Annotated in this window: 27 protein-coding genes; 6 read left to right on the top strand and 21 right to left on the bottom strand. The window is 72.9% G+C overall.

Annotated elements, in window-relative coordinates; translation table 11 throughout:
- Positions 1-3 precede the first annotated feature (3 nt).
- The 6 genes from MF672_RS15375 to guaB form a co-directional block, all read right to left on the bottom strand.
- A complete protein-coding gene (locus MF672_RS15375; protein ID WP_242372040.1) occupies positions 4-420 on the bottom strand; it encodes a nuclear transport factor 2 family protein in 417 nt (138 codons plus the stop codon).
- A gap of 73 nt (positions 421-493) precedes the next feature.
- The gene (locus MF672_RS15370; RefSeq protein ID WP_242372041.1) at positions 494-1,183 is read right to left on the bottom strand and encodes an SDR family oxidoreductase; all 690 of its coding nucleotides are present in this window, start codon (positions 1,181-1,183) and stop codon (positions 494-496) included.
- Between the two features lie 15 nt (positions 1,184-1,198).
- Entirely contained in the window at positions 1,199-2,020 is an 822-nt protein-coding gene (locus MF672_RS15365; RefSeq protein WP_242372044.1) for an alpha/beta fold hydrolase, read from the bottom strand.
- A complete protein-coding gene (locus MF672_RS15360; RefSeq protein WP_242372045.1) occupies positions 2,017-2,601 on the bottom strand; it encodes a TetR/AcrR family transcriptional regulator in 585 nt (194 codons plus the stop codon). Before MF672_RS15360 ends, MF672_RS15365 begins: the two co-directional genes overlap by 4 nt.
- 115 nt (positions 2,602-2,716) lie before the next feature.
- Entirely contained in the window at positions 2,717-3,838 is a 1,122-nt protein-coding gene (locus MF672_RS15355) for a GuaB3 family IMP dehydrogenase-related protein (RefSeq protein WP_242372046.1), read from the bottom strand.
- A 5-nt stretch (positions 3,839-3,843) separates the two neighbouring features.
- On the bottom strand, positions 3,844-5,325 hold the full coding sequence (guaB, locus tag MF672_RS15350) for an IMP dehydrogenase (protein WP_242372047.1): 1,482 nt from the start codon (positions 5,323-5,325) through the stop codon (positions 3,844-3,846).
- Positions 5,326-5,770: 445 nt separating this feature from the next.
- On the opposite strand from guaB, the gene MF672_RS15345 reads away from it, so the two are divergent.
- Together MF672_RS15345 and MF672_RS15340 are read left to right on the top strand one after the other, a co-directional pair.
- The gene (locus MF672_RS15345) at positions 5,771-6,781 is read left to right on the top strand and encodes a helix-turn-helix transcriptional regulator (RefSeq protein WP_242372048.1); all 1,011 of its coding nucleotides are present in this window, start codon (positions 5,771-5,773) and stop codon (positions 6,779-6,781) included.
- Between the two features lie 133 nt (positions 6,782-6,914).
- The gene (locus tag MF672_RS15340) at positions 6,915-7,292 is read left to right on the top strand and encodes a DUF5319 domain-containing protein (protein WP_091090209.1); all 378 of its coding nucleotides are present in this window, start codon (positions 6,915-6,917) and stop codon (positions 7,290-7,292) included.
- Between the two features lie 232 nt (positions 7,293-7,524).
- Here the strand turns inward: MF672_RS15340 and MF672_RS15335 are convergent, their stop codons facing one another.
- From MF672_RS15335 to MF672_RS15320, 4 genes are all read right to left on the bottom strand, one after another.
- Complete coding sequence (locus MF672_RS15335) at positions 7,525-8,160, bottom strand: sigma-70 family RNA polymerase sigma factor (RefSeq protein ID WP_242372127.1); 636 nt, start codon at positions 8,158-8,160, stop codon at positions 7,525-7,527.
- Between the two features lie 610 nt (positions 8,161-8,770).
- Positions 8,771-9,916 (bottom strand): FAD-dependent monooxygenase, encoded by a 1,146-nt coding sequence (locus tag MF672_RS15330; RefSeq protein ID WP_242372049.1) that lies wholly within the window; start codon positions 9,914-9,916, stop codon positions 8,771-8,773.
- A 73-nt stretch (positions 9,917-9,989) separates the two neighbouring features.
- The gene (locus tag MF672_RS15325; RefSeq protein WP_242372050.1) at positions 9,990-10,604 is read right to left on the bottom strand and encodes a DUF7711 family protein; all 615 of its coding nucleotides are present in this window, start codon (positions 10,602-10,604) and stop codon (positions 9,990-9,992) included.
- A gap of 27 nt (positions 10,605-10,631) precedes the next feature.
- Positions 10,632-11,003, bottom strand: coding sequence for a winged helix-turn-helix transcriptional regulator (locus MF672_RS15320; protein ID WP_242372051.1), 372 nt, complete (start codon positions 11,001-11,003; stop codon positions 10,632-10,634).
- 62 nt (positions 11,004-11,065) lie between these two features.
- On the opposite strand from MF672_RS15320, the gene MF672_RS15315 reads away from it, so the two are divergent.
- Positions 11,066-11,458: a YybH family protein gene (locus MF672_RS15315; protein WP_242372052.1), complete on the top strand. Its 393-nt coding sequence runs from the start codon at positions 11,066-11,068 to the stop codon at positions 11,456-11,458.
- A gap of 91 nt (positions 11,459-11,549) precedes the next feature.
- On the opposite strand, the gene groL is transcribed toward MF672_RS15315, so the two are convergent.
- The 3 genes from groL to MF672_RS15300 all read right to left on the bottom strand — a co-directional run bounded on the left by groL (position 11,550) and on the right by MF672_RS15300 (position 14,607).
- Positions 11,550-13,169, bottom strand: coding sequence for a chaperonin GroEL (gene groL, locus MF672_RS15310; RefSeq protein ID WP_242372053.1), 1,620 nt, complete (start codon positions 13,167-13,169; stop codon positions 11,550-11,552).
- A gap of 70 nt (positions 13,170-13,239) precedes the next feature.
- A complete protein-coding gene (groES, locus tag MF672_RS15305; protein ID WP_425571062.1) occupies positions 13,240-13,551 on the bottom strand; it encodes a co-chaperone GroES in 312 nt (103 codons plus the stop codon).
- A 201-nt stretch (positions 13,552-13,752) separates the two neighbouring features.
- On the bottom strand, positions 13,753-14,607 hold the full coding sequence (locus MF672_RS15300; RefSeq protein ID WP_242372055.1) for an NAD-dependent epimerase/dehydratase family protein: 855 nt from the start codon (positions 14,605-14,607) through the stop codon (positions 13,753-13,755).
- 90 nt (positions 14,608-14,697) lie between these two features.
- On the opposite strand from MF672_RS15300, the gene MF672_RS15295 reads away from it, so the two are divergent.
- The 3 genes from MF672_RS15295 to MF672_RS15285 all read left to right on the top strand — a co-directional run bounded on the left by MF672_RS15295 (position 14,698) and on the right by MF672_RS15285 (position 18,559).
- A complete protein-coding gene (locus MF672_RS15295; protein WP_242372056.1) occupies positions 14,698-15,225 on the top strand; it encodes a MarR family winged helix-turn-helix transcriptional regulator in 528 nt (175 codons plus the stop codon).
- A gap of 11 nt (positions 15,226-15,236) precedes the next feature.
- On the top strand, positions 15,237-16,436 hold the full coding sequence (locus MF672_RS15290) for a class I SAM-dependent methyltransferase (protein WP_242372058.1): 1,200 nt from the start codon (positions 15,237-15,239) through the stop codon (positions 16,434-16,436).
- Between the two features lie 194 nt (positions 16,437-16,630).
- The gene (locus MF672_RS15285) at positions 16,631-18,559 is read left to right on the top strand and encodes an apolipoprotein A1/A4/E family protein (RefSeq protein WP_242372059.1); all 1,929 of its coding nucleotides are present in this window, start codon (positions 16,631-16,633) and stop codon (positions 18,557-18,559) included.
- A gap of 80 nt (positions 18,560-18,639) precedes the next feature.
- On the opposite strand, the gene tsaD is transcribed toward MF672_RS15285, so the two are convergent.
- From tsaD to MF672_RS15245, 8 genes are all read right to left on the bottom strand, one after another.
- Complete coding sequence (gene tsaD, locus MF672_RS15280; protein WP_242372060.1) at positions 18,640-19,671, bottom strand: tRNA (adenosine(37)-N6)-threonylcarbamoyltransferase complex transferase subunit TsaD; 1,032 nt, start codon at positions 19,669-19,671, stop codon at positions 18,640-18,642.
- A complete protein-coding gene (gene rimI / locus MF672_RS15275) occupies positions 19,664-20,095 on the bottom strand; it encodes a ribosomal protein S18-alanine N-acetyltransferase (protein WP_242372129.1) in 432 nt (143 codons plus the stop codon). The genes tsaD and rimI overlap by 8 nt, the downstream gene beginning before the upstream one ends.
- A gap of 11 nt (positions 20,096-20,106) precedes the next feature.
- Complete coding sequence (gene tsaB / locus MF672_RS15270) at positions 20,107-20,796, bottom strand: tRNA (adenosine(37)-N6)-threonylcarbamoyltransferase complex dimerization subunit type 1 TsaB (RefSeq protein WP_242372061.1); 690 nt, start codon at positions 20,794-20,796, stop codon at positions 20,107-20,109.
- A 61-nt stretch (positions 20,797-20,857) separates the two neighbouring features.
- A complete protein-coding gene (locus MF672_RS15265) occupies positions 20,858-21,781 on the bottom strand; it encodes an aminoglycoside phosphotransferase family protein (protein ID WP_242372062.1) in 924 nt (307 codons plus the stop codon).
- Complete coding sequence (locus MF672_RS15260; RefSeq protein WP_242372063.1) at positions 21,778-22,317, bottom strand: class F sortase; 540 nt, start codon at positions 22,315-22,317, stop codon at positions 21,778-21,780. Before MF672_RS15260 ends, MF672_RS15265 begins: the two co-directional genes overlap by 4 nt.
- A gap of 4 nt (positions 22,318-22,321) precedes the next feature.
- Positions 22,322-22,942, bottom strand: a complete 621-nt coding sequence (locus tag MF672_RS15255) for a hypothetical protein (RefSeq protein WP_242372065.1) — start codon at positions 22,940-22,942, stop codon at positions 22,322-22,324.
- Positions 22,943-23,150: 208 nt separating this feature from the next.
- Positions 23,151-23,609 (bottom strand): tRNA (adenosine(37)-N6)-threonylcarbamoyltransferase complex ATPase subunit type 1 TsaE, encoded by a 459-nt coding sequence (tsaE, locus tag MF672_RS15250; RefSeq protein ID WP_242372067.1) that lies wholly within the window; start codon positions 23,607-23,609, stop codon positions 23,151-23,153.
- Positions 23,610-23,611: 2 nt separating this feature from the next.
- Positions 23,612-24,664, bottom strand: a complete 1,053-nt coding sequence (locus MF672_RS15245; protein WP_242372069.1) for an alpha/beta fold hydrolase — start codon at positions 24,662-24,664, stop codon at positions 23,612-23,614.
- Positions 24,665-24,684: the final 20 nt, after the last annotated feature.

The raw sequence follows: 24,684 nt of genomic DNA, 5'->3' as shown, positions 1-24,684 counted from the left end.
AGCCTACGGCACCAGCGACCTCAGCTCCCTGGTCAGCTCGGCCGCCGCCAGGGTGTCGGCGTAGTCGCGGGAGTGCGTGATCAGCCCGTCGCGGACGCGCATCACCATCGCGTACGTCCGCACGACCGGCCGCCCGGTGGGGATGACCACGCTGTGCAGGTCGAACTCCAGGACGACCACCTCGGGGTCGGTGGTCTCGTGGATCGTCACGTTCGCGGTGCGCTCGTGGCGGAGCATCCCGGCGGCGCGCGCGAAGCGGGCCCGGTGCCCTTCCCTGCCCTCGAAGCGGAGCGGCCGGCCCTCCGGGCTGAAGGGCAGCTCGATGACGGAGTCCTCGGCGTACAGGTCGGCGAGGCCGTCGCCGGTGGCCGCGGCCAGGAAGCGTTCGGCCACCTCGCGGGCGCTCGGAGTCGCGGACATGACATACCCCCAAATATCCGGAACGACTGATCCGCTTGAACCCTACGGAACGGCCGTTCCGGTTGTCAACGGGTCACCACGGCAGCGGCCGGCCGTCACGGAAGAAGCCGCCCGTCGGACCGTCGTCCGGCAGGTCCACCGCCCACAACACGCTCGCCGCGCCCTCCGCCACCGGCCGCCCGCCCGGGCCGCCCATGTCGGTGGCCACCCAGCCGGGGCAGACCGCGTTCACGAGCACGCGGTCGCGGCGCAGCTCGGCGGCGAGCATCCGGGTCAGCGCGTTCAGGCCGGCCTTCGACACCGCGTACGCGGGCGTCCCCGCCCCCATGGACGCCAGCGAGCCGGCCTCGCTGGAGACGTTCACCACCCGGCCGTGCCGCCCGGCGCGCAGCAGCGGCAGCAGCGCCTGCGTCACCCGCCAGGCGCCCAGCAGGTTCGTCTCCAAGGCCTCGCGCACCACGCCGAGGTCGGCGCCGGAGGCGCGCTGCCAGGTGTCGTAGTGGATGGCCGCGTTGTTGACCAGCACGTCCACCCGCCCGTGCGCCTCGCGCACGCCCCGGGCGAACTCCGCCACGGACTCGTCGTCGGACACGTCCAGCCGCCGCGGCTCCACCCGGCCCGCGAGGCCGCGCGCGGCGCGCTCGGCCTTGGCCGGGTCGCGGGCCGTCAGCAGCACCGTGTCGCCGGCCCGCGCGAGCCGCGCCGCCACCTCCAGCCCGATCCCCCGGTTGGCCCCGGTGACCACGCACACCCGTCCCGCCATCCGCCTCTTCCTCCCTCAGTCCCGCAGCACGCGGGTCAGCAGCTCGGCGAACTCGGCGGGCCGCTGGGTGTACCCGCCGTGCCCGCCGGGGAACTCCGTCAGCTCGAGCCCGAGCCGCCTGGCCAGCTCCGCGGCCGGCCGGTACGGCAGGCGCCCCCGCGTCTCCTCCCCGGCCGCCAGGACCAGGCGGCCGGCGGCGGCCTCCAGCGCGGCCAGGTCCGGCTCGTACGCGGTGAACTGGCGCAGCTCGTGCTCCATGAACAGCGGCACGTTGGCCAGGGTCCGCGTCACCCGCCCGGCCGCCCTGGGCGGCAGCGTCGCCGGGTCCGGCATCGGCCCGAGCGTGTTGCCGATGCCCGCCATAAAATACGCTCCGGCCGCCGCCACCCCCTCGGCCCGGAAGATCTCGTACACCCTGCCGAAGAACGCGAGCTGCTCGGCGGCGTCCGGCAGCACCGCGACGCACGGCGGCTCGTGCACCACGGCCCGCCGCACCCGCCCGGGGTGGCGGGCCAGCAGGTCGAGCACGACGATGCCGCCGTCGCTGCCGCCGAAGACGTACGCGCTGCCGCCGCCCAGGTGGTCGATGAGCCGGGCGGCGTCCTCGCTCTGCGTCTCCACCCGCTGGTCCACCGGCCCGGGGGCGTCGAGGCGGCTGCGGGAGTAGCCGCGCGGGTCGGCGGCGACCACGGTGAAGTGCGCGGCCAGCACGTCGGCGACGCCGTCGAAGGTGCCGGCGTCGCCGCCCCCGCCGGGCACCAGCAGCAGCATCGGGCCCGCGCCGCGCACCTCGTAGAACAGCTCCGCGCCGGGGACGCGCAGGGCGCCTTCTCTCATCGTTCCTCCTCGCCCGCCCGCGGCCAGTGCGTCAGCGTCACGTGCAGGGCCTCGATCGCCTGGTTCCAGGACGCGTCCACGTCCCGGGAGTGCTGGAAGCCGCCCGCGGCCTCCAGGCTGGTGTAGCCGTGGAACGTGCTGCGGAGCAGCCGCACGGCGTCGGTCAGGTCGGGCTCCTCCAGGTCGTAGGCGCGCAGCATGCCGTAGGTCAGCTCGCCGGTGCGCAGGAAGGGCGACAGGTCGGCCACCTGGTCGAGGTCGACCTTGCTCTGCGTGGCGGCGTACCGGCCGGGGTGGCGCAGGGCGTAGGCGCGGTAGGCGCCCGCGAAGGCCGCGAGCGCGTCCTTGCCGGAGCGCCCGGCCACCGCCGCGGCGATGAGGTCGACCATCTCGCCCGCGGCGAGGACCGCGACCCGGGTGCGCAGGTCCTTCAGGTTCCTGACGTGCGAGTACAGGCTGGCGTCCTTGACGCCGAAGTGCCGGGCCAGCGCCGACACGGTGAGGTTGTCGAACCCGGCCGCGTCGGCCAGGTCGGCCGCCGCCCGGGTGATGCGCTCGGCCGTCAGTCCCGCTCGCGCCACGTGCCCTCCCTAGGATTCCTAGGCACAAACCTAGAACATCTAGGAAAAGGGCGCAACACGAGAACGGCCCGCCGCCCGGATGACCGGGTGGCGGGCCGCCGTGCTCGGGGAGCCGTCAGCGCTGGGTGGGCGCGACGACCACCTCGACGCGCTGGAACTCCTTGATGTCGGAGTAGCCGGTGGAGGCCATCGTGCGCTTGAGCGCGCCCATCAGGTTCATCGACCCGTCGGCCACGCTGGACGGCCCGTGCAGGATCTGCGCCAGCGTGCCCACCGTGCCGAACTCGACCCGCCGCCCCCTGGGCAGGTCGGGGTGGTGCGCCTCGGAGCCCCAGTGGAAGCCCCGGCCGGGCGCCTCGGCGGCGCGAGCCAGCGGGGAGCCCACCATGACGGCGTCGGCGCCGCAGGCGATGGCCTTGGCGATGTCGCCGGAGGTGCCCATGCCGCCGTCGGCGATGACGTGCACGTACCGGCCGCCCGACTCGTCCATGTAGTCGCGCCGCGCCGCCGCCACGTCGGAGATCGCCGTCGCCATCGGCACCGCCACGCCCAGCACGTTGCGGGTGGTGTGCGAGGCGCCGCCGCCGAAGCCCACCAGCACCCCGGCCGCGCCCGTGCGCATGAGGTGCAGGGCCGCGGTGTAGGTGGCGCAGCCGCCCACGATGACCGGGACGTCCAGCTCGTAGATGAACTGCTTGAGGTTGAGCGGCTCGGCCCGCCCCGAGACGTGCTCGGCCGAGACGGTGGTGCCGCGGATGACGAAGATGTCGACGCCCGCGTCGATGACCGCCTTGTGGTACTGGACGGTGCGCTGCGGCGACAGCCGCACGGCCGTGGTCACCCCGGAGGCCCGGATCTCCTCGATGCGCCGGCCGATCAGCTCCTCCTTGATCGGCGCGGCGTAGATCTCCTGGAGCCGCTTGGTGGCCGCCGCCGCGTCGAGCGCCGCGCACTCCTCCAGCAGCGGCTGCGGGTCCTCGTAACGCGTCCACAGCCCTTCGAGGTCGAGCGGGGCCAGGCCGCCGAGCCGGCCGATCTCGATGGCGGTGGCCGGCGACACCACGCTGTCCATGGGCGCGACGACGACGGGCAGCTCGAACCGGTAGGCGTCGATCTGCCAGGCGATCGAGACCTCCTCCGGGTCGCGGGTGCGGCGCGAGGGCACCAGACCGATCTCGTCCAGCGCGTACGCCCGCCGCCCGGTCTTCCCCCGGCCGATCTCCACCTGCTGAGTCATGGAACTTACCTTCTGTGATAGTTCGGAGCTTCCACGGTCATCTGGATGTCGTGGGGGTGGCTCTCCTTGAGGCCCGCCGCGGTGATCGGCATGAGCTGCCCGTCGGTGTGCATCTGCTCGATCGTGCGGCATCCCGCGTACCACATGCCCTGGCGCAGGCCGCCGACGAGCTGGTGCGCGACGGCCGCCACCGGGCCGCGGTAGGGCACCTGGCCCTCGATGCCCTCGGGGATGTACTTGTCCTCGCCGCCCACGTCGGCCTGCGCGTAGCGGTCCTTGCTGAAGGAGGTGCCGCCGCGCTCGCGGTTGCGCACCGCGCCGAGCGACCCCATGCCCCGGTACGACTTGAACTGCTTGCCGTTGATGAAGATCAGCTCGCCGGGCGACTCCTCGCAGCCGGCCAGCAGCGAGCCCAGCATGACCGTGTCGGCGCCGGCCGCGATCGCCTTGACGATGTCGCCGGAGTACTGGAGACCGCCGTCGCCGATCACCGGCACGCCCGCGGGCGCGCACGCCTTGGACGCCTCGTGGATGGCCGTGACCTGCGGCGCGCCCACCCCGGCCACCACCCGGGTGGTGCAGATCGAGCCGGGGCCGACCCCGACCTTGACCGCGTCGGCGCCCGCGTCGACCAGCATCTGGGCGCCCGCCCTGGTGGCGACGTTGCCGCCGATCACCTGGACCTTGCTGTTGGCCTTGAGCTTGGCGACCATGTCGGCCAGGCCCTTGGAGTGGCCGTGCGCGACGTCCACGACGATGACGTCGACGCCGGCCTCGATGAGCGCCTTGGCGCGCAGCTCGGCGTCGCCGCCGACCCCCACGGCCGCGCCGACGAGCAGGCGGCCGTCGGCGTCCTTGGTGGACAGCGGGTACTGCTCGCTCTTGGTGAAGTCCTTGACCGTGATCAGGCCGCGCAGCCGGCCGTCGGCGTCGACCAGCGGCAGCTTCTCGATCTTGTTCTGCCGCAGCAGCGCGAACGCCTCGTCGCGCGACACCCCGACCGGCGCGGTGACCAGCGGCATCTTCGTCATGACCTCGCGCACCGGGCGCGACTGGTCGGTCTCGAAGCGCATGTCGCGGTTGGTGACGATGCCGACGAGCGCGCCCGAGACGTCGGTCACGGGCACCCCCGAGATCCGGTACGTCGCGCACAGCCGCTCCACGTCGGCGAGCGTGTCGTCGGGGCTGCAGGTGACGGGGTTGGTCACCATGCCGGCCTCGGACCGCTTGACCAGGTCGACCTGCTGGGCCTGCTCCTCGACCGCGAGGTTGCGGTGCAGGACGCCGATGCCGCCCTGCCGGGCCATGGCCACCGCCATGCGGGCCTCGGTGACGGTGTCCATGGCGGCCGAGACCAGCGGGATGGACAGCGTGATGCCGCGCGACAGGCGCGAGACCGTGTCGGCCTCGCCCGGCTGCAGGTCTGAGTACGCCGGAACCAGCAAGACGTCGTCGAAGGTCAGTCCGGTCTCGGTGAACTTGGACATGCTGCGGCCCCCTCTGCCGTCGCGATGATTCGCCTAAGTCTATGGCCTGCGCATAACGCACGGATGCCGGGAGGACGATGACCCCCACGGTCCGTCGTGCTCCCGGCATCCGCCGCAACATGAAAAGTGCCGGGGGATGGGACGGTCGGTGATCCGTCCCATCCCCCGGCCACCGGCATCGGTACGGCGGCGCTACGCACCACCGAACCCCCCTCCGCGTCCTGATGGGCTGCGCTTCCGCACCTTGTCGCGATGCCGACGCTAAGTGAATCCTGCGTTACTCACCGGCACACCGCAATGTCCAAACGTGCAATTGCACGAAGTTGCACAGCGGGAGCACCGGGTAGATGCAAGGTAGCTGTGAGTCGTCCCAAGAAGCGGACAAGGGCGTAATGCGGCGTTATTCTCGCGGCACGCCCGTGTTCCCCCTACGGAGCCGCACACAATGCGCAACGAGTACCGCACCGGGTCAGATCCGCTAGAGACGCTGGGCCTCGACCCTGCCCAGCGCGCGCTGTACACGGCCATCCTGCGGCTGCACCGAGCCACGCGCACGGACATCGCGCAGGTCATGGACGGACCGGAGGAGAAGGTCGGCCGCCAGCTCGACGACCTGGTCAAACTCGGGGTGGTGGACGAACGCTCGGGCGAGTACCTGGCCAGGCACCCGGCCGCCGCCCTCGGCCGGGTGATCGCGCAACGCCTCGACCGGCTGGCCGAGGAGAGCCGGATGATCGACTCCGCCTTCGGCTCGATCCGCAGCCTCATCCGCGACTACGACGCCGGCCGCGACTACCAGAGCGGCTCCTTCACCGTGGAGCTGGCGAGCGGCGCGGACATGCTCTACGAAAGCGTCGTCGGCATCGCCGTGCAGTCGCCGGGCATGGAATTAATCACCGCTATACCGGACGAGCGCACCATAACGGATTTTGTTCGGAAATTTGCGGATCCATGGATCGACGCGCAAAAACGAAAACTCCTCACGGTGCGCGCCGTCATCCCCGTTGACACCCTCGCGCTGCCCGGCGTCCGCGCCCAGCTCACCGAGCTCATCGAGACCGGCGGCCAGGTGCGCACCCTGCACCGGGTGCCGAGCTGGTTCATGACGATCGGCATGGAGGTGGCGGGCCTGCCGCCGTACTGGGGCGGCAACCTGCCCGACCACGCCTACAACTTCTACCTGGTCCGCACCCCGATCGTCGTCGGCGTGCTGCGCGCGCTGTTCGACGAGCTGTGGGCGCGGGCCGTGCCGCTCCCCTGGGGCCGCAAGGTCGACGGCATGGTGCAGGTGCTGCGGCTGGCCGCGCAGGGCATGTGCGACGACTCGATCGCCCGCCAGCTCGGCGTCTCGGTCCGGACGGTGCGGGCCAGGTTCGCCGACGCCATGGCCGAGCTGGGCACCCAGTCGCGGTTCCACGCGGGGGTGGAGGCGACCAGGCGCGGCTGGCTGAGCTGACACGCGGCGGCCCGGCGGACATGGCCGGCACCAGACCGGGAGATGGCCGGATCGAGGCCGTCACCCGGACGGGACACGTACCGCCGGTGTCAGATACTCACCGCTGGGGCCGCATCGGTCATATGGTGGGAAGGTGCTGGAAGACGTCCCCCGCGACCCGTTCGCGGACGACCCGAACGACCCTTCCTCGGCGATGGGCGCGCTCGACGACGCGGAGCCACTGACCGCGTCCGAGCGTGACGAGGCCATCACCGACCTCGCCGACGTCGAGGTCTTCCGCTCCCTGCTCGAACCGCAGGGGGTGCTGGGTCTCGTGCTCGACTGCCCGGAATGTGGTGAGCAGCACTATTTCGACTGGGAGCTGCTGCGCGGCAACCTCCGGCAGATGATCGAGAAAGGCCAGCCACAGGTGCACGAGCCGGCCTTCCATCCCGACCCCGCCGACTACGTGACCTGGGAGTACGCCCGGGGCTACGTGGACGGCGTCATCGACACGGAGGAGCGGCGCTGACCGAGATCGTCGGGCTCTGAGGAGCGGCTCCGGCCACCGTCGCCGGCCTCGGCACACCGGGGCCGTCCTCCGAACGCGCGAAGCCCGCCCAGCGCGGGCGGTTGATCGAGAACCTCACCGACCAGGGCGGCCAGCACGCGCACCGCCGGGTCGCCCGCGTGGGCGGACCCTGGCCCGGGCAGCTCTCCACGACCGAGCACGTCGAACAGCGCGTCGGTCTCGTCCTCCGGCGTCAAGCCGACTCCAGCTCCGCCATCTGCCGCAACCTGGCCAGCGCCCGATGCTGGGCGACGCGGACCGCACCTGGTGACATACCGAGTACATTACCGGTCTCCTCGGCGGACAGCCCGGAGACGACCCGCAGCAGGAGCAGTTCGCGCTGGTTGTCGGGCAGCCGGGCGAGCAGCCGGCGGGCGTGCTCGACCTCGATGTAGCGGACCACGGTCTCCTCCGGGCCCGGGCCCTCGTCCGGCCCGTCCGGCAGGTCCTGCGTCGGCACGGCGGAGCGCACCGAGCTCCGCAGCGCGTCGGCCACCTTGTGCGAGGCGATGCCGAAGACGAAGGAGGCGAACGGCCGCCCCATGTCCCGGTACCGCGGCAACGCGGACAACACCGCGATGCAGACCTCCTGGGCGACGTCATCGGCAATGTGATATTGCCCCGAAACCCTGCCCAGCCTGGCGCGGCAATACCGCACCACCATCGGACGCAACTCACCGAGCAGGGATTCGATCGCGCTGCGATCCCCCTGTACGGCGAGGCTCGTCAGTTCCCTAAGGTCGGAGTCATCCGTCCGTGCCGGAAGTCTCGACGCGAGCCTTACCCCAATTTTGGCGTCGGCGACGCTTCCCTCGCTCACGATAGGCATGATGCCCGCACTGATCCGGCCTGTCGTCATCGCGAACGGCTACGGATTGGTCACATTGACGCGACGATAACCAGCAGTAATCGCGTGACCACACTAAGGCTTATGGCTGACATAATATTTCACTCGATAAGCCGATATGCACGACAATTGCCAGGGCCTCGACGCTTATCATCGCCCACCGGTTTACTCCATTAATCCACCTTTTCCCCCACTTCCGCCCAACCGAACGAAATCCGGCAACCACCGTTGACGCCCCCGCGCTGGGGCCCCGCCGGGCGAACCGCGCCGGCAGGACCACCCCGTGGCGGGCCCCACGAGCCCGCCGACGCCGCCCCGGCCCCTCGCCCCGCCGGCGGGCCCAGCCGGATGCGGGAGGGCGGCGTCCTCGGCCCCGGAAGCGAGTGCCCGGCCCGCGACGACCCGGGGCGGTCACTCCCTAGAGACGCTCACTCCCAAGGGACGCGCGTCCCGAGAGACGGGCACCCCAGGAGACGGACCCCCCGGGCCCGCGTCCCCGAGAGACGGGCACCCCTGACGGACGGGCACCTCCAGCAGACGAGCCCCCCGCAGAGGACGCGCACCCCAGAAGGCAAGGGTCGGGGTGGGAGGGTCAGGCGGCCGGGCGGCGGTCGAGGCCGGAGAGCTGCCAGGCGAGCCGCCGCCGGACGGCCGGGACGTGCCCCGCCACCCCGAGCACCAGGTTGCGCAGCACCCGGCGCCCCGAGGCGACGGTGGCCAGCGCGGTGAGCCGCCCGGCGAGGGCGACGACCCGTTGGGCCTGCGGGCGGCGGGTGGCGGCGTAGGAGTCGAGCAGGGCGTCGGGCTCGCCGGCGAGCACCCGGGCCAGCGCCTCGCCGAGCTGCACGGCGTCGTCCACGCCCAGGTTCATGCCCTGGCCGCCGGCCGGCGAGTGCACGTGGGCGGCGTCGCCGGCGAGCAGGACGCGGCCGTTCCGGTAGGCGCCGGCGATGCGGTGGTGCACCCGGAAGCGCGAGCTCCAGACCAGCTCCTCGACCCGGGCGGGCTCGGCCTCGGGGCCGCGGGTGTCGAGGAGCCGCTGCACGAACGGGATGCCGGGCTCCTTGGGGGCCTCGTCCACGGTGGCGACGATGCGGTGCAGGCCGCCGGGCAGCGGGGCGAGCACGACCAGCCCGGCCGGCGAGAAGTACAGGACGACCTCGTCGCGCGGCACCCCGCCGGACAGCCGGACGTCGGCCAGCACGAACGACTCGGCGTAGGTGCCGCCTTCGAAGGCGATCCCGGCGCTCCGGCGGACGGTGCTGTGCAGCCCGTCGGCGCCGATCAGGTACGCGGCGCGGACCCGGCGCCCGTCGTCCAGGGTGGCGGTGACCCCGCCGGCGTCCTGTTCGACCTCGCACACCCGGGCGGGCCTGAGCACCTTGCCGCCGAGCTCCTCCAGGCGGGCCAGCAGGTGGGCCTCGGTGTCGGCCTGGGAGATCATCAGCGTGTACGGGTACGCGGTGGGCAGGCCGTCGAAGGGCACCGGCACCAGCACCTTGTCGCGGTCGCGGATGGTGAAGACCGGGGTGTGGACGCCGTGCGCGGCCAGCCGCTCCGCCACGCCGTACGGCTCCAGCACCTCAAGGGTGCGCGGGTGCACGACGGCGGCGCGTGAGGTGTGGGCCGCCTCGGCCTGCGCGTCGACGATGAGGACCTGCCTGCCGTGCTGGGCCAGGACGATCGCGGCGGTGAGCCCGGCGGGGCCGGCTCCGGCGATGAGCACTTCGGCGTCCATGACGCCTCCTTAGGTCAACGTCTGTTGGCACAACGGTAGGCCGGAGCGGCCGCCACTGTCAACACGTGTTGGCCTACAAGTGTTGACCGTCGTCGTCGGCGTCCAGGAGATCCAGGTAGCCGGCCACGGCCTCCCACAGCTGGTGTTCCGGATACCGGCCGAGGCCGCGGTGCCGCCGCCGCCACTTCCGGTCCCAGTACGAGCGCCGCACCTCACGCAGATGCGCGAGCGCCGCCGCCAGCTCCTCTCCGGTGCGGGCCCGCACCTCCTCCTCGCCGCCGCGCGGCGCGTCCCGCCGCAGCAGGTCGGCGCGCCGGTCGCCGAGCGCGTCGAGCACGCCCGCGTCGATGCCCTCCTCCACGGACCAGAACCGCACCGGCTCCCTGATCAGGTGGTTCCACACCGGCTCCCGGTACGAGCGCCACCAGAAGCTCACGCCGCCCTTGTCGAGCTCCAGGAAGTCCACCAGCCAGGCCGCGCCGGCCGGCTGCGTGCCCCAGGTCACCTCCTCGGGCGGCAGGTTCACCACGAGCACGACCTCGAGCCGGTCGACGGGATCGGCCCCCTCCACCAGCTCGCCGAACACGTACGCCGCCCGCAGGAACGGCTCGGCCGCCGCCACCCTGCGCGTCTGGTCGCACGTCTCGGCGAGCCGCCGCAACCTCCGCACCGCCCGCCGGTACTCCATCCCGCCACCTCCCGGCGACCAGGGTATTCACTCCGGCTCCGCGCCCCAGTCCCACAACGCCTGCAACACGGGCCCGAGCCGGCGGCCGCGCGGGGTGAGCCGGTAGCGGGTGCGCGGCGGCCAGCCGGCCTGCCGGGTGCGGACGAGCACCCCGGCCCCCGCCAGGTGCGCCAGCCGGTCGGACAGGACCTTGTCCGACAGCGCGGGCAGCGCCTGCCGCAGCTCCGTGAACGTGCGCTCGCCCCGCAGCAGCTCGCGCACCACCAGCGTGGTCCAGCGGCCGCGCAGCGCGTCGAGGGCGATCTCCACCGGGCACGACGGGCTCGGCGCGGCCACGGCGGCCCGCGGGTCGTCGGGCAGGCCCGGACGGACGCCGTGGCCAACCGTTTGGGAAGTCACGAGGGCGCCTCCTAGCGTGTGCCGCGCACATCCGCGCGAACGAACGGAAAGGCGGGGGATGGATGATGGCGTCCCGGCTCGCGGCACGGCCGCAGGACGTGCCGGCGGTGTTCGCCGAGCGGTTCAACAGCGGTGACCTGGCGGCGCTCGCGGAGGTCTACGAGGAGGGGGCGGTGTTCGTCCCCGAGCCGGGCCGGCCGCTGGCCGGGGCGGAGGCGCGGGCGGCCAACGCCGCGTTCGTGGCGCTCGGGCTGCCGATCGAGGTGCGGCCCAGGCACGTGTACGTCTCGGGGGACCTCGCCCTGCTCGTCGTGGACTGGGTGATCGACGGCACGGGCGCGGACGGCGAGCGCGTGCGCCTGGAGGGCACCGCCACGGACGTCGCCCGCCACGGCCCCGACGGGCACTGGCGCTACGCGATCGACAACCCCTTCGGCACGGCGCCCGCCCCCTGACGGGGCCCTGGAAAAGCCGGACGGCCCGTTCCCCGGCCGCGCGAAGGCGGCTGGAGACGGGCCGTGACGGTGGGGTGCTGCGAGGGACCGGTCAGTGGCCGTGGCCGTGACCGTGGCCCTGGCCGGCGGCCGGAGCCTCCTCCTCGGGCTTGTCCACCACGAGAGCCTCGGTGGTGAGCAGCATGCCCGCGATGGAGGCGGCGTTCTGGACGGCCGAGCGGGTGACCTTGACCGGGTCGATGACGCCCTGGCCGATCAGGTCGCCGTACTCGCCGGTCGCGGCGTTGAGGCCGTGGCCCGCGGGCAGGTCGGCCACCTTGTGCGTGACGACGTAGCCCTCGAGGCCGGCGTTCTCGGCGATCCAGCGGGCCGGCTCGACCAGCGCGCGGCGCACGATGGTGACGCCGGTGGCCTCGTCGCCGGACAGGCCGAGGTCGTCGAGCTCCTTGGAGACGTGGATGAGCGCGGAGCCACCGCCGGAGACGATGCCCTCCTCGATCGCCGCGCGGGTGGCGGAGATCGCGTCCTCCAGGCGGTGCTTCTTCTCCTTGAGCTCCACCTCGGTGGCCGCGCCGACGCGCAGCACGCACACGCCGCCGGCGAGCTTGGCCAGGCGCTCCTGCAGCTTCTCGCGGTCCCAGTCGGAGTCGGACTGCTCGATGGCGAGCTTGATCTCCTTGACGCGGTCCTCGATGGCCTGCGCGTCGCCGGCGCCGTCGACGATGGTCGTGGTGTCCTTGGTCACCACGACGCGGCGGGCGGTGCCGAGCACCTCGAGACCGACGTGCTCCAGCTTGAGGCCGACCTCCTCGCTGACGACCTGGCCGCCGGTGAGGATGGCCATGTCCTGGAGCATCGCCTTGCGGCGGTCGCCGAAGCCGGGGGCCTTGACGGCGACGGAGGTGAAGGTGCCGCGGATCTTGTTGGTGACCAGGACGGCCAGGGCCTCGCCCTCGACGTCCTCGGCGACCACGAGCAGCGGCTTCTTGGTCTGGGCGATCTTCTCCAGCAGCGGCAGGAAGTCGGCGATGGAGGAGACCTTGCCCTGGGTGAGCAGGATGTAGGCGTCCTCCAGGACGGCCTCCATGCGCTCGGGGTCGGTCACCATGTAGGCCGACAGGTAGCCCTTGTCGAACTGCATGCCCTCGGTGAACTCGAGCTCCATGCCCATGGCGTTGGACTCTTCGACGGTGAGGACACCGTCCTTGCCCACCTTGTCGAACGCCTCGGCGATCAGCTCGCCGATCTTGGCGTCCTGGGCGGAGATCGTCGCGACGTTGGCGATCTCCTTCTTGTCGCCGACCTCGCGGGCCACCGCGAGCAGCTTGTCGCTGACCGCGCGGGCGGCCTGGTCGATGCCGCGCTTGAGCGACAGCGGCGAGGCGCCGGCGGCGACGTTGCGGAGGCCCTCGCGGACCATGGCCTGCGCCAGGACCGTCGCGGTGGTGGTGCCGTCGCCCGCGATGTCGTTGGTCTTGGTGGCAACTTCCTTGGCGAGCTGGGCGCCGAGGTTCTCGTAGCGCTCCTCCAGCTCGATCTCACGAGCGATGGTCACGCCGTCGTTCGTGATCGTCGGAGCACCGAACTTCTTGTCGATGACGACGTTGCGGCCACGCGGGCCCAGGGTTACCTTCACGGCGTCCGCGAGGGCGTTGACGCCACGCTCGAGCGCGCGCCGCGCGTCCTCGTCGAACTCCAGGATCTTCGCCATGCTGAAAGTCCTCTCCTGGCGTCGAAAGCCCCGGCCGCCCTATGAGCGCCCGGGGCTCGACGCATCCGGCTTACTTCTCGATGATCGCGAGAACGTCGCGGGCGGAGAGCACGAGGTACTCCTCGCCGCCGTACTTGACCTCGGTGCCGCCGTACTTGCTGTAGAGGACGATGTCGCCCTCGGAGACGTCGAGCGGAATCCGCTTCTCGCCGTCCTCGTCCCAGTTGCCGGGGCCCACCGCGAGCACTCGGCCCTCCTGCGGCTTCTCCTTGGCGGTGTCCGGGATGACCAGGCCGGAAGCGGTCGTCTGCTCGGCCTCAAGCGGCTGAACCACGATGCGGTCGCCGAGCGGCTTAACGGGAACCTTGGTGGCGGTCGTCACGATCGGACCTCCCCTTCAGATTTGAATGATCAGAAGAGGCGACCAGCTGGGCCTGCCGTCGCGGGTGTCAGACCTGCCTCGTCGCACGTTGGCACTCTCAGGGTGAGAGTGCCAACAGGAAACATATGCAAGAGGGCCTTGACAGTCAACACGAACGCGTCGGCGTCTGCTCACAGCGATCAGATCCGGCCATGAGCCTCGTCACACGTACGAGCCCTCGGCGAGGTCGGCGACGACGCCCGGGCGGCTCGGCCGCCAGTCCAGCGCCGCGCGGGTGCGGGCGGCGGAGACCCGCTGGCTCAGGGCCAGCGCCTCGGCGAAGCCCGCCCCCAGCGCCTCCGCGGCCTCCTCCAGGGGCCACGGCTCGGCCGTCTCCTTGACGCCCGCGGCCCGGGCCGCCGCCTCGGCCACGCCGGAGACGGGCACGGCCTCCTCGCTGACGGCGTGGTAGACGGCCGGCACGCCGCGCTCCACCACGGCCGCGATCAGCTCGGCCAGGTCGTCCACGTGCACGAACGTCCACGTCGGCACCTCGCCGGCGGCCGAGACGTACACGCCGGTGCCGCGCTGGGCGGCCAGGTCGCGAAGGAGCGCCGGGATGCCCGAGCCCTTGCCGTGCACGACGCCGGGCCGCACCACGGAGCCGCCGCCGCCGAGCACCAGCCGCTCCACCTCGTCCCGGTAGGCGACGAGCGGGATGGGCCTCGCGGGGCTGTCCTCGTCGGCCCCGTCGGTCGCGCCGAGCACCCAGACGCCGCTGACGTACACCAGCCGCCTGCCGGCGGCGGCCGGCACGCCGACGACCGCGAGGTCGGTCTCCCGGTCTCCGGTGAGCTGGCCGGCGTGCACGACCACGTCCACGTCCGCGTCGATCGCGGACTCCAGCGCCGCCGGGTCGGCCAGGTCGCCGTGGCGCTCCCGGGCGGCGCCGGGCACCCGCCTGGCGCCGTCCGCCGCCGGGCGCACGTACGCCGTCACCTCGTGGCCCCGCGCGGTCAGCAGCTCCACCACGGCCGCCCCGATGTAACCGGTCGCGCCGATCACGAGCACCTTCATCGTTCCCACCTCGAACATTTTGACATCGAAGACTTCGAGGCCGAAGGTACTCGACGACGTCGAACATTTCAATGTCGTAGGATCAGGCTCATGGACGACGCGGTGGACGAGATCATCGGTCAGTGGGCCCGCGCCCGGCCCGGCCTCGACGTCTCCCCCGCCGGCGTGGTCGCCCGGGTCTCCCGGGCCTCCCGGCTGCTGGAGCGCGGCGTCAAGGAGTTCCTGGCCGAGCACGGGCTGGAGACGTGGGAGTACGACATGCTGGCCACGCTGCTCCGCGCCGAGGACGCCCGGCTGTGCATGAAAGACCTCTCCGCCGCCGCCATGGTCAGCCCCGGCGCGCTCACCAACCGCGTCGACCACCTGGTCGAGCGCGGCCTCGTGGACCGGTGGCCGGCCCCGGGCAACCGGCGCATGACGCTCGTCGCGCTCACCGCCGAGGGCCGGCGGGTGGCCGACGACCTGCTCGAACGGCACGCCGCCCACGAGGCGCGGCTGCTGTCCGGGCTCACCGGGGGCGAGCGCGACGCGCTGGCCGGGCTGCTGCGCAAGCTCCTGCTGTCCCTCGGTGACGCCCCGGCCCCCGCGTGCGTCCCGGACGGGGCCGCGGAGCGGTAGCGTCGGGGGACGTGGACCTCGAAGCCTTCCGACAGCTCCTGACCCCGCGCGGCCGGCAGGCGCTCGCCGAGGCCGGGGAGCTGACGGCCGCCGGCGCCGACCCGGTGGTCGCCGCCACGACGCTGCGCCGCACCTACGACGCCGCGCTCACCTCGGCCGCGCTCACCCAGGCCGGCCTGCGCGAGCGGGCGCGGGCCAAGTTCGGCGAGGACGCCGGGCTGATGTTCTTCACGCCGCACGGCCTGGAGCAGTCCACCCGCAAGGAGGTCGCCGAGCACCGCGCCCGCCGCCTCACCGGCCCGGGCGCCGACCCGGACGCCGGCCCGCACGTCCTCGACGTCTGCTGCGGCATCGGCGGCGACTTCCTGGCCCTGGCGCGGGCCGGCTGCACGGTCACCGCCGTCGACGTCGACCCGCTGACCGCCGCCGTCGCCACCGCCAACGCCGAGGCGCTCGGCGTCGGCGACCGGGTGCGGGTGGTCGTGGGCAACGCGGGGGCGGTGCGGCCCGAGGAGTACGACGCGCTCTTCGCCGACCCGGCCAGGCGCGGCGGCCGGGGGCGCACGTTCGACCCCATGGCCTACTCGCCGCCCTGGCCCACCGTGCTCGACCTGCTGTCGCGGGCCCGCCGCGGCTGCGTCAAGGTCGCCCCCGGCTTCCCTTACGAGTACATGCCCGAAGGGTCGGAGACCGAGTGGGTGTCGTACAAGGGCGAGCTGAAGGAGGCCGCGCTCTGGACGGGCGCCGGCCGCCGGCCGGTCCGCCGGGCCACGCTGCTGCCCGGCGGCCACACCCTGGCCGCGACCGGCCAGGAGCCGGACACCCCTGTCGGTCCGCTGGGCCGCTACGTCTACGAGCCCGACCCCGCCGCGATCAGGGGGCACCTGGTGGCCGAGGTGGCCGAGCTGGTCGGCGGGCGGCTGATCGACCGGCGCATCGCCTACATCGCGGCCGACGAGCCGGTGGACACGCCATGGGCGGCCAGGTACGCGGTGGACGAGGTCATGACGTTCTCGCTGAAGAAACTGCGGGCGGCGCTGCGCGAGCGGAGCGTCGGGAACGTCACCATCAAGAAACGCGGCTCGGCGGTGGACATCGAGCGGCTCCGGGCAGACTTGCGGCTCAATGGGGAAAAGTCAGCGGTAATCATCCTGACCCGCATTTTGGAGCGGCCATATGCGCTCATTTGCGATACCTTCCCGCCTGCCTGACCATGGAAAACGGTCAATCGCCCGTCAACCACGATCTTTCAATTCAGCACTGACGGACCTTGATCGAAAGGCTAAGGTTGGCGGTCGGGAGCTCTCCCCCTAATGCGGTTTCCCGCGTTTCTCGCCATTCATGTGCAAACCGGACCTATCCCACCGCTGCGCGGCAACCCGTCGGCGAGCGAAGGAGCCTTTCGGTGGACAATTCCAACCACACGACCCTTCTCACGTCAGGAGGCTACTCGGGCGTCTCGGAGCGCATGCGCGACCTGCTCAATCGCGCCGCCCAGGACCACGTCTACGAGCAACGCACGCAGGGCGCCGTCCTCGACGAGATCCGCCAGCGGCTCGAAGGCATGGAGTGGCTGCTCCGCGAGGTGCGCGAGCGCGAGCTCGGCGGCCTCAGCGGCGCCCTGGAGTCCGTCAACGGACGGCTCGAGGACATCGCCGCCAAGCCCCCGATGTGGGCGGAGGGCCTGGCGCAGCACGTCGAGGCGGTACGCGACCACGTGGACGCCGTCGGCGAGCGGGTGGGCCACGTGGACGCCCGCGTCGCCCCCGTGGCCGAGCTGCCGAGCCTGTGGGCCGACCTCGGCACCGTGGGCGAGAACGTGGACGAAGCGCTCAAACGCCTGCAGTCCGTGCTCGAAACCACCGATGGCATCACCAAGGGCATGTCCGATTTCGCCGCGATGCTGGCCGGGCTCAACTCCAGCATGGAGGCCGCCGCCAGCCGCTTCACCAGGCTCGACAAGTCGGTCGCCGATCTGGCCACCCGTACCGACCGGGTGGAGGCCGTCGTCGGCGAGCTCGCCGAGGGCGTCGGCGAACGGCTCACCGCCACCGCAGAGCAGCTCTCCGGCCAGGTCGAGGCCGCCGAGCAGCGCCTGGGCGCGCGCCTCGACGACGGCACGGCCCGGCTGGAGGAGACCGGCAAGCGGCTCGACGCCCGGCTCGACGCCACCGACCAGCGCCTCACCACCAGGCTCGACGCCACCGACCAGCGACTCACCGCCAAGCTCGACGCCACCGACCAGCGCCTCACCGCCAAGCTCGACGAGACCGCCGCCCACGTCGAGGAGACCGGCCGGCACCTCACGGCCCGCCTGGACGAGACCGACGCGCGCGTCGCCGCCCGCCTCGACGAGAACGCCACGCTGGTCGCCGCCCGCCTCCAGGAGACCGACGACCGCCTCGACGGCCGCCTGGCCGCCGTCGAGCAGCGCCTGACCACCCGCCTCGACGAGACCGACCAGCACCTCGCCGTGCAGCTCGGCGAGAGCGAGCAGCGCCTGGCCGCCCGCCTCGACGGCGTCGACGCCCGGCTCGACCGCGCCGAGGGCCGGCTGCTCGGCCTCGACTCCCGGCTCACCGGGTTCGACGGCCGGCTGGAGTCGGCCGACGAGTGCCTGGCCGACATCGACACCCGCCTCGACGGCCTCGACGGCCGGGTGGTGGGCGTGGACAAGCGGCTCACCCAGATGGGCGGCCAGCTCGGCGGGCTCGACAAGCGCCTGGCCACCGTCGACGGCCATCTCGGCCGGCACGACGACCGCTTCGACGCGCTCGACGTCCGCCTCGACGGCGGCTTCACCGCGCTGGACGAGCGCGTGGCCGCGACCGACCAGCGCGTCGGCGAGGCCGCCAACCGCAGCGAGGGCCGCTTCAACAAGCTCGACACCCAGCTCGACGCGCTGGACGAGCGCCTGGTGGAGGCCGAGGAGCACCTGAGCGGCCGCTTCGACGGCTTCGACACGCGCTTCACCGGCCTCGACGGCCACCTGGGCGGCCTGGCCGCCCGGGCCGAGCAGGCCGGCGAGCACCTGGACGCCATGGACGGCCGCCTGGAGGCGGTCGGCCGCCGGGTGGACGAGCTGCCCGCGTCCCTGGGGCTGCCGGAGCTGCTCGGCACGCAGGCCGGCGAGCAGGCCGAGCGCCTGACGGCGGCCGCCGAGGCGCTGACCGAGCTGGTCAGCTCGCGTCCCGACCGCGACGAGCTGGCCCGCACGGTCACCGGCATCGTCGAGCCCGCCGCCGGCGACCTCACCAGGCGGCTCGGCGCGCTGGAGGAGACCATGCTGGTGCTCGCCGAGGCGCTGCTGCGGCCCACCCGCGGCAAGGACTGACGGGCCGCCGTACCCGTGCCCGAGGGGGTGGGCGAGGCCGCTCCTCCCCCCTCGGGACGCGAGCGGCCGGGGACCCGCGGTCAGACGCGGACGGTGGTGACCGGCAGCGACGAGTCGGCCGGGATCTGCAGGCTGGACGGCTCGACCCCGGCCGCGACCAGGTCGGAGCCGAGCGCCGCCACCATGGCGCCGTTGTCGGTGCACAGCCCCGGCCGCGGCACCCGCAGCCGCACCCCGGCCGCGTCGCACCGCTCCTGGGCCAGCGCCCGCAGCCGCGAGTTGGCGGCCACGCCGCCCCCGATGAGCAGGTCGCCCACGCCGTACTTGCGGCAGGCCTGCAGCGCCTTGCGGGTCAGCACGTCCACCACGGCCTCCTGGAAGGACGCGGCCACGTCGGGCACGTGCACGCCCTGCCCGGCCGCCTCGCGCGCCTCCACCCACCGCGCCACGGCGGTCTTCAGGCCGGAGAAGGAGAAGTCGAGCGTGCCGTCGTCGAGCTTGCCGCGCGGGAACGCGATCGCCGTGCCGGAGCCGTCGCGGGCGGCCCGGTCGATGTGCGGGCCGCCGGGGAACGGCAGCCCCAGCACCCGCGCCACCTTGTCGAACGCCTCGCCCGCCGCGTCGTCCACGGTCGAGCCGAGCGAGATCACGTCGCCGGTCACGTCGGGGACGAGCAGCAGCGAGGAGTGCCCGCCGGAGACCAGCAGGGCGATGCACGGCTTGGGCAGCGGCCCGTGCTCCAGCTCGTCCACGGCCACGTGGGCGGCCAGGTGGTTGACGCCGTAGAGGGGGACGCCGAGGCCGAGCGCGTACGCCTTGGCCGCCGCCACGCCGACCAGCAGCGCTCCCGCGAGGCCGGGGCCGGCGGTGACGGCGACGGCGTCGATGTCGGCGAAGCGCAGCCCGGCCGCGGCCAGCGCCGCCTCCACCGTGGGCGTCATGGCCTCCAGGTGGGCGCGCGAGGCGACCTCCGGCACCACGCCGCCGAACCTGGCGTGCTCGTCCATGCTGGAGGCGATGGTGTTGGCCAGCAGGGTGTGGCCCCTGACGATGCCGATGCCGGTCTCGTCGCAGGAGGTCTCGATGCCGAGGATCAGGGGTTCGTCAGCCATCGAGCTTCCTTCTCATCATGATCGCGTCGGTGCCGTCGTCGTAGTAGCGGCGGCGGGTGCCGATCTCCTCGAACTCGAAGCGCCGGTAGACCGCCTGGGCGCGCGGGTTGTCGGCGCGGACCTCCAGGAAGATCTCGCGGGCGCCCCTCCGCCTGGCCTCGGCCAGCAGCTCGGTGAGCAGGGCGCCGCCGATGCCGCGGCCCTGGTGCTTGTCGAGGACCGCGATGGTCTGCACGTCGGCCTGGTCGGCGGCGGCGGCGAGGCCGGCGTAGCCGACGATCTCGTCCTCGACCAGGGCCACGACGTAGTGGCGCGAGCGCGGCATGTCGGCCAGCTCGCCACGCATCATGCCCTCGCTCCAGGCGTCGAGCGGGAACGTGGCCCGCTCGATCGCCATGACCGCCGGCAGGTCGGCCATGGTCATGGCCCGCAGCCTCACGCCGGCTCCCGCTTGCTCTCGCCGCGGGTCTCGGCGGGCGCCAGCACCTTCTTCGGCGCGCCGGGCACGACGGCGTCGGGGCGGCGCAGGTAGATGGGGCGCGGCGGGTCGAGCGGGACGCCCGCGGCCAGCCGTTCGGCGGCGAGCGCGGCCAGCGCCCCCGCGTACGGGTAAGGCGGCGCCTCGGCCCCCCTGGCCGGCAGCACGTCACGGTAGAGGTCGGCGCCGGCGCCGATGACCGGCACGCCCTCGGCCGGCACGTCGGCCGGCCGGTCCACGAACGGCCCCTCCACGCGGGTGCGCAGGTCGGCGTAGCGGGCCCAGAACACCTCCTTGCGCCGGGCGTCGGTGGCGGCGATGAACGGCTCGCCCAGGCCGCTGCCGTAGGCGAGCGCGTCGAGCGTGCAGACGCCGTACGCCGGGACGCCGAGCGTGGTCGCGAGGCCCTGCGCGGTCATCAGGCCGACACGCAGCCCGGTGTAGGGGCCGGGGCCGCTGCCGGCCACCACCGCCGTCACGTCGCGCAGGGTCGCGCGCGCCTCGGCCAGCACGAGCTCGACGGTGGGGGCGAGCAGCTCGCCGTGCCGCCGGGCGTCGATCGTCGTGTGCTCGGCGAGCACCCGCTCGCCGTCGTGGAGCGCGGCGGTGACGGCGGGTGTCGCGGTATCAAAGGCCAGGACCAGCACGACTGATTAGCCTACCGGCAGCGCGGCGCTCACCCTGCCGTGACGCCCGGCCCGGCCGCCGTCACGCCCAGCCCGTACGCCGCCGCAGCCAGTCGAGCGCGACCACGCCCTGCGCCCCCTGGAACTCCCGCACGGTCGGCAGCCCCGGCGGGGCCGGCTGACGCGACTGCCGCACGAAGTACCCGGCCAGGGCGGCGACCACGGCGGTCACCGCCGGGTCGGGGTCGTCGAACAGCTCCCACGGCCGCGGCCCGCCCTGCATGCCGACCGACGGCAGCATGCCCACCAGGTCGAACCAGGGCACGGCATGGCAGGCCCACGGCCAGTCCACGACGTAGACGCGCTCGCCGGACAGCAGGATGTTGTCGGCCCGCAAGTCGGCGTGCACGAGGCTGTCGCCGGCCGCGGCCCGCTCCCACGACGACTCCAGCTCGGCCAGCTCGCCGAGGTGGCGCAGCGCCCAGGGGTCGAGGCCCGTGGTGTCCTCGCCGGTCAGCCGGCGCCAGCCCTGGAACGCCTCGCCGAACACCTCGGCGATCGGCGGCGCGTCGATGGGCGAGGGGGTGAGCGCCCGCGCCATGCGCCCGACGGCGTCGCGGACCAGGTCGAGCTGGTCGCGCCGCCAGGGCAGCTCGGGATGGCCGCCCTCGACGTCCTCGAAGACCAGCGTCACCCAGCCCGCCAGCTCGAAGCCGGTCAGCAGCCGGGGCGCGGGCACCGACGCGGGCAGGGCGGCGGCGATCTTCAGCTCGGAGCGGTAGATGCGCGGGGTGTCGGGGTTCGGCTCGGGACCGACGGACTTGACGAAGGCGCGCCGGCCGTCCTCGGTGCGCACCCGGACGGCGGCGGCCGGGGAGAACCCGCCGGGCTGGGTGACCGCCTCGGCGACCGGCGCGCCGAGGAACTCCTCCACGCTCGCGCGGACCGCCGGATGCACCTCGGCCCAGGGCACGCGGGTGCCGCCGGAGGCAGGAGGGTGGCTCATACCTGGGAAGCGTAGACGATGATGTTGTCGAGGTACTCGCCGCGCGCGTAGTCGAACTTGCCGCCGCAGGTGACCAGCTTCAGGCCGTCCTCGACGTAGACCCGGCGGGTGGGGAAGCTGTCCTTGTGCACCTGCTCGATCGCGTCGACCTTGAACGTGACCGTCTTGCCGTCGCTGCGCTCGACCTTGACCGTCTGGCCCTTGCGTAAGTCCCTGAGCTTGTAGAACACGGCGGGCGCGGTCTTGGTGTCGACGTGCCCGATGATCACGGAGGCGCCCTTCTCGCCGGGCACGGCGCTGCCCTCGTACCAGCCGGCGACCTTGGGCTTCTCGTACGGCGGCAGCTCGACGTCGCCGTTCTTGGCCAGGCCCAGCTTCATGAGCGGGGCCTCCAGGTCGATGGAGGGGATGTCGATGCTCTCGGGCACGACGTTCGCGGCGGGCGTGGACGCCTGCTGCTGCGCGCCCTTGCCGAAGGCGACCAGCACCAGGCCGGTGACGATCCCCGCGACGACGACCCGTCCCGGTCGTGCCATCGCGTTACGCCTTGCGCCGCTTGACCGCCCAGCCGATGCCCGCGATCGCCACGAGACCGACCAGCACGCCCGCCGGGCCGTAGGGGATGGAGGAGTCCTCTTCGAAGTCCTTGGCGTACGTGCCGCCGCCGCCCGCGCGCGGGGCCCGGGTGGGCACGTGGGTCGGCAGGGCCTCGCCGGCCACGACCCGGAGCCTCGCGGTGCCGGCGTCGTTGGTGCCGTCACACTTGACGCTGACGGTGTAGGTGCCGCGCCGGACCGTTCCCGACACCTGCGCGGAGCCGCGCACCCAGGGCGAGCCGTTGACGGTGCCGGTGGGGGTCGGCGAGCTGGCGCCGGACGGCACCGGGTTGAGCGTGGCGCCGGTGACGAACGCCCGCGACTGGGCGGTGCCGGTGTGGGCGGGGCCGCCGGTCGGCACCGGGCAGTTGGCGAGGATCCAGACCGTGTTGGTCTGGCCCGCGGTGACCCGGTCGGGGTTGAGCTGAACCTGGATGCTGGGCCTGGTGACGGTGGGCACCGAGCTGGGGCTCGTGGTGCCGGTGGGGCTTGTGGTGCCCGTCGCCGTCGGTGTGGCTGTGGGTGTGGTCTCGGCCGAGGCCGTGCAGCCGGTCAGACCGACCATGACGATGGCTCCCGCGTACGCGACACGCCTGACCCTGAGCACCGGCCGCACCCCACTTTGCCGTCTTGCCACCAGCATCCACCCAAAACGTGGATGTCGCCCTCCCTGATACCCAGAAAATCTGGGCGAATCCCTAGCCAACGATCATGATTTAATCGCGGGCCCGGTACGTCAAGGGTGCCAGCTTTACCGGAGGACGGCCGGGGTTTTACCCTTCGAGCCGATCAACCGGCGTGTCGGCCCAGCGCGGGCCCACGGCGCGCACGGTCACGACCCGGGCCTCGTCGCCCGTTTCGCGGTCGATGTGGAGCTCCAGCCGGTCGTCGGCGAGGCCCTCGACCAGCCCCTCGCCCCACTCCACGACGGTGACGGACTCCTCCAGCGAGGCGTCCAGGTCGAGGTCGTCCACCTCCAGGTCGCCGCCCAGCCGGTAGGCGTCGACGTGCACGAGCGGCGGGCCCTGGCGCAGCGACGGGTGCACGCGGGCGATGACGAACGTCGGCGAGGTGATGGGGCCGCGCACCTTCAGCCCTTCGGCGATGCCCTGCACCAGCGTGGTCTTGCCCGCGCCGAGCGGCCCGGAGAGCACGACCAGGTCGCCGGCGCGCAGGTGCGCGGCCAGGCGGGCGCCGAAGGCGCGCATGGCCTCCGCGGTGGCCGCTCGCATCACTACGGCTCCACCCTCTTGACCAGGTCGCGCAGCGCGTCGTTGACCACCGTGGGACGTTCGAGCTGGATCAGGTGCGAGGTGTCGGGCACCTCGGTGAGCTGCGCCTTGGGCAGCGCCGCCGCGATGGCCCTGCTGTGGTCGGGCGGGGTGAGCCAGTCGTGCTCGCCCACCATGATGGCGGTGGGCACCGGGTCGAGCACGTGCAGCGCGGCCAGCTTGTCGTGGTTCATCAGGGCCGGGTAGAAGTCGGCGAACACCTCGGTGGGCGTGGCCCTGATCATGGACTCGGCGAAGTCGACGACGGTGGGGCTGACGTTCCTCGAGTCGCCGAAGCCCATGTAGCGGGTCATCAGGAAGGCGATGTCGCTGCCGGCGTGGCGGGTGCGGTCGATGAGCGCGCCGCGCTTGCCGAGCAGCGACACCGTGCCGGGCGCGACCTTGTGGAAGACCTTCGACAACGCCGCGGGCAGGCCCAGGGTCAGCTCGGCCAGCTTGCCCGCCGACGTGGCGAGCAGCGCCACCGCCCGGATCCGGTCGCCGAACAGCGCCGGGTGGCGGTCGGCCAGCGCCATGATCGTCATGCCGCCCATGGAGTGGCCGACCAGCACGCACGGGCCGGGCACGAACTCCTCGATCACCTCGGCCAGGTCGTCGCCCAGCCGGTCGATCATGGCCTCGTCGGCCTGGGCGCGCTGCGAGCGTCCGTGGGAGCGCTGGTCCCACAGCAGCAGCCGGTAGTTCTCGCGCAGGTCCTTGCGCTGGTAGTGCCAGGACTCGGAGCTGAGGCAGTAGCCGTGGCAGAACACGATGGTCACCGGGGAGTCCTCGGGGCCGTCGAGCTCCACGTGCAGCTCCACGCCGTCGCTCGTGACGAAGGTGCGCTCCCTGCCGCGCAGCTCGCCGAACGGCTCGCTGGCCTCGGTGTCGGGACGCAGCCTGATGCGGCCGACCGCGTAGCGCTTGGCCATGGCGGCCGCCGCGACCCCCGCGGACGCCGCGCCGACGAGCGCGCCGGCGATGCCTACCCTGCGGCGCCGTGTTGTCGTCGTCATCTCCCCGATCCTTCTGCGCG

Origin of the sequence: Actinomadura luzonensis, from assembly GCF_022664455.2 — a bacterium.
In the GTDB taxonomy this organism is placed as follows: Bacteria; Actinomycetota; Actinomycetes; order Streptosporangiales; family Streptosporangiaceae; genus Nonomuraea; species Nonomuraea luzonensis.
This window is presented reverse-complemented; position numbering and strand designations above follow the sequence as displayed.